The organism is uncultured Aureimonas sp., from assembly GCF_913775355.1.
In the GTDB taxonomy this organism is placed as follows: Bacteria; Pseudomonadota; Alphaproteobacteria; order Rhizobiales; family Rhizobiaceae; genus Aureimonas.
The window spans coordinates 1-9682 of sequence record NZ_CAJYIU010000321.1 but is presented as its reverse complement, the minus strand read 5'-3'; the positions used below and the strand labels follow the sequence as shown (position 1 = coordinate 9682).

The 9682-nt window shown below is 68.4% G+C and carries 13 protein-coding genes; 9 read left to right on the top strand and 4 right to left on the bottom strand.

Annotated elements, in window-relative coordinates:
- Entirely contained in the window at window positions 1-156 is a 156-nt protein-coding gene (locus tag QZ753_RS19640) for a host attachment protein (RefSeq protein ID WP_367171529.1), read from the top strand.
- A gap of 67 nt (window positions 157-223) precedes the next feature.
- Here the strand turns inward: QZ753_RS19640 and QZ753_RS19635 are convergent, their stop codons facing one another.
- Window positions 224-430 (bottom strand): hypothetical protein, encoded by a 207-nt coding sequence (locus QZ753_RS19635; RefSeq protein WP_294646239.1) that lies wholly within the window; start codon window positions 428-430, stop codon window positions 224-226.
- A gap of 283 nt (window positions 431-713) precedes the next feature.
- Between QZ753_RS19635 and QZ753_RS19630 the strand changes: the two genes are divergently transcribed.
- The 4 genes from QZ753_RS19630 (at window position 714) to QZ753_RS19615 (ending at window position 4213) form a co-directional block, all read left to right on the top strand.
- Window positions 714-2765, top strand: a complete 2052-nt coding sequence (locus QZ753_RS19630) for a PAS domain-containing protein (RefSeq protein ID WP_294646238.1) — start codon at window positions 714-716, stop codon at window positions 2763-2765.
- A 97-nt stretch (window positions 2766-2862) separates the two neighbouring features.
- Window positions 2863-3528, top strand: coding sequence for a helix-turn-helix transcriptional regulator (locus QZ753_RS19625; protein ID WP_294646237.1), 666 nt, complete (start codon window positions 2863-2865; stop codon window positions 3526-3528).
- An 82-nt stretch (window positions 3529-3610) separates the two neighbouring features.
- Window positions 3611-3859, top strand: a complete 249-nt coding sequence (locus tag QZ753_RS19620; protein WP_294646236.1) for a hypothetical protein — start codon at window positions 3611-3613, stop codon at window positions 3857-3859.
- A gap of 210 nt (window positions 3860-4069) precedes the next feature.
- Window positions 4070-4213 (top strand): hypothetical protein, encoded by a 144-nt coding sequence (locus tag QZ753_RS19615; protein ID WP_294646235.1) that lies wholly within the window; start codon window positions 4070-4072, stop codon window positions 4211-4213.
- A 70-nt stretch (window positions 4214-4283) separates the two neighbouring features.
- Here QZ753_RS19615 and QZ753_RS19610 read toward each other — a convergent pair whose 3' ends face one another.
- Window positions 4284-4721, bottom strand: a complete 438-nt coding sequence (locus QZ753_RS19610) for a pyridoxamine 5'-phosphate oxidase family protein (protein ID WP_294646234.1) — start codon at window positions 4719-4721, stop codon at window positions 4284-4286.
- A 216-nt stretch (window positions 4722-4937) separates the two neighbouring features.
- Between QZ753_RS19610 and QZ753_RS19605 the strand changes: the two genes are divergently transcribed.
- Complete coding sequence (locus QZ753_RS19605; protein WP_294646233.1) at window positions 4938-5921, top strand: DUF808 domain-containing protein; 984 nt, start codon at window positions 4938-4940, stop codon at window positions 5919-5921.
- A gap of 13 nt (window positions 5922-5934) precedes the next feature.
- Here the strand turns inward: QZ753_RS19605 and QZ753_RS19600 are convergent, their stop codons facing one another.
- Complete coding sequence (locus QZ753_RS19600) at window positions 5935-6333, bottom strand: DUF1761 domain-containing protein (protein ID WP_294646232.1); 399 nt, start codon at window positions 6331-6333, stop codon at window positions 5935-5937.
- Between the two features lie 154 nt (window positions 6334-6487).
- Between QZ753_RS19600 and QZ753_RS19595 the strand changes: the two genes are divergently transcribed.
- Together QZ753_RS19595 and QZ753_RS19590 are read left to right on the top strand one after the other, a co-directional pair.
- A complete protein-coding gene (locus tag QZ753_RS19595; RefSeq protein WP_294646231.1) occupies window positions 6488-7303 on the top strand; it encodes a cyclase family protein in 816 nt (271 codons plus the stop codon).
- A gap of 146 nt (window positions 7304-7449) precedes the next feature.
- Complete coding sequence (locus QZ753_RS19590) at window positions 7450-8064, top strand: hypothetical protein (RefSeq protein WP_294646230.1); 615 nt, start codon at window positions 7450-7452, stop codon at window positions 8062-8064.
- 38 nt (window positions 8065-8102) lie between these two features.
- Here QZ753_RS19590 and QZ753_RS19585 read toward each other — a convergent pair whose 3' ends face one another.
- Window positions 8103-8891 (bottom strand): hypothetical protein, encoded by a 789-nt coding sequence (locus QZ753_RS19585; protein ID WP_294646229.1) that lies wholly within the window; start codon window positions 8889-8891, stop codon window positions 8103-8105.
- Window positions 8892-9281: 390 nt separating this feature from the next.
- On the opposite strand from QZ753_RS19585, the gene QZ753_RS19580 reads away from it, so the two are divergent.
- Window positions 9282-9682, top strand: a 401-nt coding sequence (locus QZ753_RS19580) for a CreA family protein (RefSeq protein WP_294646228.1), incomplete at its 3' end; no start/stop codon positions are given.

The following is a 9682-nucleotide window of genomic DNA, read 5'->3' as shown; positions in this document are numbered from 1 at the left end:
ATTTCCGACATCATCATCGTCGCGGCGCCGCGCGCGCTCGGCGAGATGCGCAAGCGCTACCACGTGAAGCTGAAGGAGGCCCTCGTCGGCGAGCTGTCGAAGGACCTGACGGGCCAGACCTCGGCCGACATCGAGAAGGCGATCGCGTCGGCCTGAACGGCGGCGTCCGCCTGGACACGCATCGGGGCCTGGCATCCGCACCGGCCCCGACCGCCGTTCGGGATCAGATGCTGCCGGGCATGCCGGGGACCGATGGCCCCGGCCGCGTCGGGTCGGGCTCGCCCGCGGGATTGGGGCCGACGGGCCTCGTCGGCAGATCGTTGCCGAAACCGGGGCTCCCATCCGGGCGCCCGACGACGTCGCGGTCCCCGGGGCCTGGCAGATCGGGCGCCGGCAGATCCTGACCGGGCTGGTTGATCGTGTTCGACATCGTCGTCTCCCTGAAATGGCTCCCGAGAAGGACGATCGCCGCGACCGATGGTTCCGGTCCGATGTGCGATGCCGGAGGGGTTTGATGCCGCGGGCGGGGGCGCACGCGGCGCCGGCCGCCATTCCTTCGTTCGCCGGCTCCGGGCTGGCGGGGGCCGTGCTGTTCGCCGCGCGCGAGTTCGGCTAAGCCCATGAGCGGTGCTGCCCGTCCCGACGGGCGCGAACGGCAGGGGCGACGTGGCGGCGTGCCGCGCCATCAACCATCATGGACCGACGACGTGAGCATGTCCGATGCATTCCTGGCCGGCGGCGGGGCCGCCTCGCGCATGATCCTCGAGCGCGACTGGTCCGACCATCCGCTCGGACCGATCGCCGGCTGGCCGAGCGAGCTGCGCGCTGCGCTCAGCCTCATCCTCAACTCGCCGGAATCCATGATCCTCGCCTGGGGACCGGAGCTCAGCTTCTTCTTCAACGAGACCTATTTCCCGCTCCTCGGGCCGCGCCTGCCCTGGGCGATGGGCGAGCGCTTCGACAAGGTGTGGGCGGATGCCTGGGCACAGGCGAAGCCGATCATCGACGCGGCCTTCGAGGGCCGCAGCCAGCGCTTCGTCGACCTGCCCTGGACCCTCGACACTGACCGGGGCGTGCGCGACACGTGGTGGTCGTTCTCCTATTCGCGCGTCCTCGATGCGGCGGGCGAGGTCGCCGGTCTCTTCATCTTCACCAACGAGACGACGGCGCGCGTGCTCGCCGACCAGGCGCTCTCCGAAAGCCAGAGCCAGTTGCGGACAGCCAACGAGACGCTGGAGCGGCTCGTGGAAGAGCGCACCACCGAGCGCGACCTGATGTGGACCGCCTCGCCGGACCTCATGGTGGTGATCGACGGCGATGGGGTCTTCCACCGCGCGAACCCGGCCTGGACGCAGCTTCTCGGCTACGACCCGGACGAGCTCGTCGGCCGCCACGTCAACGAGTTCGTGCTGGCCGGCGACCATCAGGAGACCGTCGACGCCTATCTCCTGGCGGCGAAAGGCGGGTCGCCGCGGATCGTCAACCGCTACCGCCACAAGGACGGATCGGTCCGCTCCATCGCCTGGGCGACGATCCCGAACGGCGACGTGACCTTCGCCTTCGGGCGGGACGTGACGGAGGAGAGGAAGCGCGCCGAGGCGCTTCGCCTTGCCGAGGAGGCGCTGCGCCAGAGCCAGAAGATGGAGGCCGTCGGCCAGCTGACCGGCGGTCTCGCGCACGACTTCAATAATCTTCTCGCCGGAATTTCCGGGTCGCTCGACATGATCCAGACGCGCATCCGCGAGAGCCGCGTCGGTGAGCTCGACCGCTACGTCGTCGGCGCGCAAGGGGCGGCGCGCCGTGCGGCCGCCCTGACGCACCGCCTCCTCGCCTTCTCGCGGCGCCAGACGCTGGAGCCCAAGCCCACGGACGTGAACCGCCTCGTGGCCGGCATGGAAGACCTGGTCCGCCGGACCGTCGGTCCGCAGATCGCGGTGGAGACGCGGCCCGAGCCCCGGCTCTGGCCGGCGCTCGTCGACCCGAACCAGCTCGAGAACGCGCTCCTCAACCTGTGCATCAACGCGCGCGACGCGATGCCCGATGGGGGGCTCATCCGGATCGAAACCGCCAACCATCGTCTCGACGAACAGACGGCGCTCGAAACCGACCTTCCGCGCGGCGACTATCTCGCCCTGTGCGTGACCGATACGGGCACCGGCATGACGGTCGACGTCCTGGAGCGGGCCTTCGATCCGTTCTTCACCACCAAGCCGATCGGCGTCGGAACCGGGCTCGGCCTGTCGATGATCTACGGCTTCACCCGCCAGTCCGGCGGGCAGGTCCGTATCCGCTCTGACGTCGGCGTCGGAACCGCCGTCTGCATCTATCTCCCGCGCCACGACGAGGAAGAGACGATCGAGACGGTCGCCCCGATCGCCATCCATCGCGGCGACAATGCCGGCCGGACCGTCCTCGTCGTCGACGACGAGCCGCTGGTGCGCATGCTGGTGGTCGATGCCGTGGAGGATCTGGGATTTTCCGCCATCGAGGCCGAGGACGGGGTCGAGGCGCTGGAGGCGCTACGCTCGGGCGTTTCGATCGACCTTCTCGTCACTGACGTCGGACTGCCGAACGGCATGAACGGGCGTCAGGTCGCCGACGCCGCGCGCGAGTTGCGCCCCGGCCTCAAGGTCCTCTTCGTCACGGGATATGCCGAAAACGCCGTCCTCAACGACGGCCATCTCGATCCCGGCATGCAGGTCGTCACCAAGCCCTTCGACATGACCGGCCTGTCGAACCGCATCCAGGGCATGGTCGGCGATTGACGCATGTCCGCACCGGACCCGCGACACGCACGGGACGGGGCCGGCGTCCGTCTGCTAAACTCTAGCGTGCATCGTCATGCTCGGATAAAGTGTCGGGGTGCGAAAGAATCTGATCCCCCTCCTTCTGCAGGAGCATGCCGCGGGGCAGCTCGATTCCCTGGAGAACATTCAGCGGATCGGATCAAAGCTCGCCCTCGAGGAGAGCGCGCATCACAACCTTTGGATCACCGATACGTCGCCGGCCGATCCTCTCGATTTCCGCTCGCTCGGCTCGGTCGAGACGATGAATGTACGCGGAAGTTTGGAGCGTCTGCGGGATTATCCCGACCAGCCGTTCATCGAGCGCGACGTGATCCGTCCGATGCTCGACGTGATGGCGAGCCGAACGCCGACGGTGTTCCACCTCAAGGCGACGATCCAGGATCACGTCGCCGTCTACGACAAGCTGATCATCCAGGTCGGCTCTCACAGCGTCACCCTCGTTCAAGCCTATCTGGTGCTTCGCGTGTTCACGGAAGAACAACTCGCCCCTCGTGAGGAGCAGCTTCTCGATCTCCTGGCCTCCGGCTACTCCGCCAAGGAGATCGGCCTCCTGACCAAGGTCTCGTTCCGCACGATTGAGACGCAGATCGCGCAGCTTCGTGAAAAGATTGGCGCGCGCAACACCGCGCACGCGGCCGCCATCGGCACGGCGAGGCGCCTGACGCGGACGAACGGCGGACGGTTGGACCGTGCGGCCGGCGGCGGGCGAGGCGGCACGTAGAAATACGCAACGGCCGGATCGGGCTTTCCAGACACGAGCGTTCCGGTCGAAGAACGTTGGTGGACAACGTGAAGGACGATCCATGCGACATCGACGCAGCTGCCGCTACATGAGCCCCGACCTGACCAGCATCCAGTCGCTTCGGATGGGGGAAACCGCGACCCTTCCTCGCGCCGGCGCCCGCCCGCGGGTGCAGAGCGGTGACGCGGCCGTCGATGTCTGCGAGCTCGCACTCGAGATCCTGCGGATCAGCGTGATCCATCAGTTCCCCGATGCCCGGAATTCGGCCGAGCTCATCCTGCATTCCATGCTCGGGCAGGTCCGGCACTAGCGCTCATCCGCGTGGGAAGCCGACCCTGCCGGCGTGCGGGCGATCACCCCGACGGCCATGGAACCGGACCCGGCGCTCAAGCCCCCCGCCGACGCCAAGCCGCCCTCGGGAACCAGCGGACCGCGAAGACCTTTGAAGGCTACGGACCCGAAAGGCATGAAGCGCTCGTTTCCGGGCCTTTGCAGTGTCGGGACATCACGGGAGACGTCCATGAAAGCCTTCACCATCACCGCAATGCTCGTGTCCGCCCTGGCGGTCGCCGGCTGCCAGTCGGCCAGCCCCGGGCGCGTGGCGCCGACCGGCAAGAACTCGACCCCGTCCGGCGGCATCGTGCCGGCTCAGACACCGCAATAACGACACAGGCGGATCATCCGGCGGCGCCCTCGGCCCGCCGGATGATCCTCGCGACGTCTCGGCCGCGCGTTCAGCGCACGGGCACTTCGCCCTCGTCCTCGCCGTTCCAGAAATGGATGCGCGTCGCGTGGACCTTGATCAGGACGAGGTTCGGCGTGTCGACGCCGTCCTTGAACCAGTATTCCAGATCCTTCGTCCAGTGCGCCTCGAAGGCCGCCTTGTCGCGGATCAGTTCGGCCCGTCCTTCCACCGAAATGAACATCGGCGGCCGCCCGAGGAGACCCTTCTTGCCCTGGAAGCCGAGACCGACCCGCGGGTCGCGCTCGATGTCGGACACGGTCCGGGCCTCCTCGTAGGTAAAGAAGTACGAGTCGCCCTCGTAGGCGACGTCGCCGTTGTTGGACATCGGACGCGCCGCGATGTCGCCGCCCTCGGTGCGGGTCGACAGCATGCAGAAGTCGATGTCGGCCATCGCCTCGGAAATGTCCTTGAGCGTCATCTCGGCCATGTCGGTCTCCATTGTTGGGACGACAGCAACGCGGGACCGCACGCATCGCTCCCGGCATCCTCGAACGAGGGAATCGCTCGGGAAAACGTGGTCGGCGCGACGCTCGAGGCTCGACGTCCCTTCGGTCGGGATGGCAGGGTCGATCCCGAAGCGGCATCCCTGCCGCCCGCGCCACCCCGGAGGGCGGCGGGACACGACAACCGGAGCGACCCGCACGTGAGCGTTGGCCTTCTCGCCCTTCTCGACGACGTCGTCGCCCTGACGAAGGTCGCCGCGGCGTCCCTCGACGACGTCGCCGCCCTCACGGCCAAGGCCGGCACCAAGGCCGCCGGCGTCGTGATCGACGACGCGGCCGTCACGCCGCGCTACGTCGTCGGCTTCACGCCCGACCGCGAACTGCCGATCGTCTGGCGCATCGCGCGCGGATCGCTCTTCAACAAGCTCGTCATCCTCCTGCCGATCGCACTCCTCCTCCAGGCGTTCGCGCCGTGGGCGATCACCCCGCTTCTCCTTGCGGGCGGCCTCTATCTCGCCTTCGAGGGAGCGGAGAAGATCTTCGAGATGGTCGTGCCGCACGAGGCACATGCCCACGCACCGGCCTCGGCCCCGGCTGCGGCTGATCCCGTCGTCCTCGAAAACGAGCGCGTCGCCAGCGCGATCCGCACGGACTTCATCCTGTCCGCCGAGATCATGGCGATCACGCTCGCCAGCCTCGACGCGGCGTCGATCGGGATGCAGGCCGTCATCATGGCGCTCGTCGCCGTCGGCATCACCGCGGCGGTCTACGGCGCGGTCGCGCTGATCGTGAAGGCCGACGACGCCGGACTGGCGCTCGCCCGGCGCGGAACCGGCGCGCTCGCCGCCTTCGGGCGCGCGCTCGTCCGCGGCATGCCGGGCTTCCTGAAGGCGCTGGCGCTGGTCGGGACGGCCGCGATGGTCTGGGTCGGCGGCGGCATCGTCGTCCATAGCCTGGCGGTCTTCGGCATCGACGGGCCGGAGCACCTGATCCATGGGATCGCGGTCGCCGCGGGTGGCGCCGTGCCGGCGGCCACCGGTGCGGTGGAATGGATCGTCACCGCGGTCGGATCGGGGATCGTCGGCCTTCTCGTCGGCTTCGCGATGATCCCGATCGTCGGCAAGGTCATCGCACCCCTGTGGTCGGCCGTGCGCGGCAGGCGGGCAGGATCGGCCGACGCCTGACGGGCAGTCGTGCTCACGCCGGCGGGTGCGTCAGGCCGATCGACTGGAGCACGACGGCCTGCAGCACCATCACAGTGAGCCAGTGGCCGCCCTCCGCGGCGATCGTGCGCCAGGGCGATCCGCGCCGGCCGAAGCTGACCACCAGCGCCGGCACAACGAAGCCGACCCAGATCACGACCGGCGTTCCGATCGCCATCACCCATTCGCCGGCCTCGGGCGGCGCCAGGATCAGCGCGCCCGCCAGAATGCAGGCCAGCCAGAACTCCGCCGCGAAGGCGACCGCGAGGAAGCCCACCGACCGGGCTCGGCCACCCGGCTGGCCGCCATCCGCCCTCCACCAGACGAGGCCGACCAGCAGTCCCGCCACCGCGGCGGCGAGGATGGGGAAAAGGTTGTCGAGGATATAGCTCATCGTAGCGCTCCCTTCCGGGCAGCAACTGCGCGGGGGCGGCAAGCGATCCATCGGTGCGACGCTTGTTCGTTCCGCTTGCCCGACCGATCCGCACCAGCCTAGTCTCGACGCTGCGCCTCGCGCATCGGTCGAGGCGACGAGGGGAGAAGCGATCATGTGCCACCACTGCGTCATCGAAACGGTGAAGGCGTCGATGCTCTCGCGCCGGTCGTTCCTGGGCGGCGCCGCGGCCGCTGCGGGCGGCTCGCTCGCATCGCGCCTCGTCATGCCCCGTCCGGCACGGGCCGAGACCCGTGGCCGCGTCGTCGATCTCACCCATGCCTACGACGAGACGTTTCCGACCTTCGACGGCAAGCCGGGCATCGTCGCCGAAGAGGCCGTGAATTTCGACAAGAGCGGGTACCAGCTCTTCAAGCTCACGATCTACGAGCACACCGGCACCCACATCGACGCGCCACTCCACTTCAGCAAGGACGGCAGAAGCGTCGACGAGTTGGAGCCGCAGAGCCTCGTCTGCCCCTTGTGCATCATCGACATCACGGCAAAAGCCGCCGACGACCCCAACGCGACCGTCGAGGCGGAGGACGTGGAGGCATGGATTTCGGCGAACGGCGAGATTCCGGCGGGCGCCTGCGTCGCCATGCGGTCGGGCTGGGCCCGGAAGGTCGGAAGCCCCGCGTTCCGCAACGACGAGGCCAACCGCTTCGCCTTCCCCGGCTTCGGTCGCTCGGCGACCGACCGGCTCGCCGAACTCGACGTCGCCGCCATCGGCGTCGACACGCTCTCGCTCGACCCCGGCAGTTCGGCGGACTTTGCAGTCCACACCTCCTGGCTCCCCGGCGGGCGCTACGGGATCGAGTGCCTGAACAACCTCGAGGACCTGCCCGCAAAGGGCGCGACCCTCTTCGTCGGGGCACCCAAGCACAAGGGCGGGACCGGCGGTCCGGCCCGGGTTCTCGCGTTGGTCTGACGAGGGCTGGCCGCGCGCCTCACACGACGTCGGGTGAGCGTCCCCGACAAAGCGCGCTCGCCTTGAATTCACCGAGATCGGCGCCGTCTTCTGCGGGTTCCGCTCGGCCACCCGGCCGACGGGCGTTCGAGGAAAGGCTTTTCATCATGCGTCGACTGACACGAACCGCCATTCTCCTGATCGGCACGCTGGCCGCATCGGTGTCGCTGGCCGCCGCGCAGGACGGGCAGCCGTCCCGCGTACGCGGCACGATCGCCGCCGTCGATGGCAGCACGCTGTCCGTCGCCTCGCGCGAGGGTCCCGTGGTGACGATCACCATGGCACCCAACGTCGGAATTCGCGGCATCAAGGCGGCGTCGGCCAGCGACATCAAGACCGGCGACTACGTGGGCGCCGCCACGCTTCCCGCTGAAGGTGGCAAGGCGGGAGCGCTCGAGGTGCTGATCTTCCCGGCCGCGATGAAGGGGGCGAACGAGGGCAGTTTCCCCTGGGATCTTCAGGCCAACTCGACCATGACCAACGCGACGGTGTCGAACGCCGTGGAAAGCGTGTCGGGTCGCGAGCTGACGCTGACCTATCCGACGGGCTCCAAGCAGATCACACTGCCGCAGGGCATCCCAGTCGTGACCTTCGCCGACGCTTCGGCGGCCGACCTGAAACCCGGCGCGCCGGTGTTCGTCCCGGCGACGAAGGCGTCCGACGGCTCGCTTTCGACCGCGTTCGTCGTCGTCGGCAACCAGGGCGTCGTGCCGCCGATGTGAAGCGTGTCATGACCGGCTCGATGAAGCGGCCGGGCCGGTCACGCAGCGACGGCCGTGTCTTCGGCGCCGTCGAACCGAACCGGCAGTCCGAAGGCCGTCTCGACATCCGGGTCGAGCGCGTCGGCGATCCATTGCGCATCTGCCGGCGCCAGAGCGTCGTAGTGCGTCGGCTCGAACACCCGGTTGCCGTTGCCCTTGTAGGACCAGACGCGCTCGAATTCGCCGGTCGTCGGAAGCCCGGTCGCGGCGGCGAGTTCGGCGACGACACGACGCGGATCGGTCTGCAGCGTCTCGTGCGAAAGGAGGGCGAGATTGGGCGCGCGCCCGTGGAGTTCGGCCCAGTGGCGGAGCTTCGCCGTTCGCTTGGCGATCGGGCTGGAGAACCGAAGGCCGGTTGCGGGATCGCGCTCGTGCATCATCTCCTGCCCGCGCAGCGGATGCTCGGGCGTTATGCCCCAGAACTCGTCGTCCCAGTAGGCGTGCCAGGGCGAGCGCAGGAAGTCCGCGAAGGGGAGTGCCTTCACGTCCGGATGGGCATGCCAGGGTTGCCGGTGCAGGCTGCGGGCCCAGTCGAAGGCGTTGCGCGCGATGACCAGCACCAGGACGTCGTCCCGAAACAGAACCTGATCCGGCACGAACCAGTGCTTGAAGCCGTAGGCTTCGGTTCGCGCCGATTGCCCGAAGTTCGCCTCGATCGTCCGGGCGATGGCGTGCGTGCCGGAACAGCGCTGGCCGTAGACTTGGATGTGCCGGATGGCGCCCGAACCCCTCTTGAGGATGCGCAGGCCCGGCATCGGCTCGTTCCAGTCCGGTAATGCGATCGACATATCTCGGCCCCTCGGCGCTGCCCGTTCCCCCGAACGGACGTGGCTCTGCCCTGCTAGCAGACGCCGCCGGCCTCCGCCCTCCGCAAGCACCTCCAGCGTCATTCCGCCTCATGCCGGGCCGCAGTCGCCTCGATGAGAGGGGGACACCCACTCGATCGCTTCACCCGGTGATCTCCGGCGGCGGCATCGCTGCGGTGATCGTCCGTCATCGTGGTCTGTCGACGGTGCTCGACGCCTCTCGCTTGGCGGGCGCGCTTCGCCCGCAGCGGCCTCTCATGCGGGGTATTGCGGGGAGCGTCAGCCATTGACCGCAAACGTTGTCCCCGGGTCTGCCGACAATCTTGCTCGCCGACCTACCTCTTCCGTTCAGTCTGAACCCGGTGGCCCCCCATGAAGCGCTTGCTCCTCCTTTTCGCCTTCGCTTTTCCGGCCGAGGCATACGCCCGCGACATCGGCGAGGTCTCGACGGCCTTCAAGCTGATCGGCCCGAACCACAAGATCGTCATCACGGCCTTCGAGGACCCGAAGATCGCGGGAATCAGCTGCTACGTCGCGCGTCCACGAACCGGTGGTCTTCGGGGCGCGGTCGGGCTGGCCGAGGATCCGTCGATCGCCAGCGTCTCCTGCGTCCAGACGGGGCCCATCGTCTACAACGACACGATCAGCGGGGACGAAGAAGGCGAGCAGGTTTTCGACGAAAGCCGCTCCTTGATCTTCAAGTCGCTGGAGATCGACCGGCTCTTCGACAAGACGAACGGCAGTCTCGTCTACGTCGCGCGCACGACGCGCCT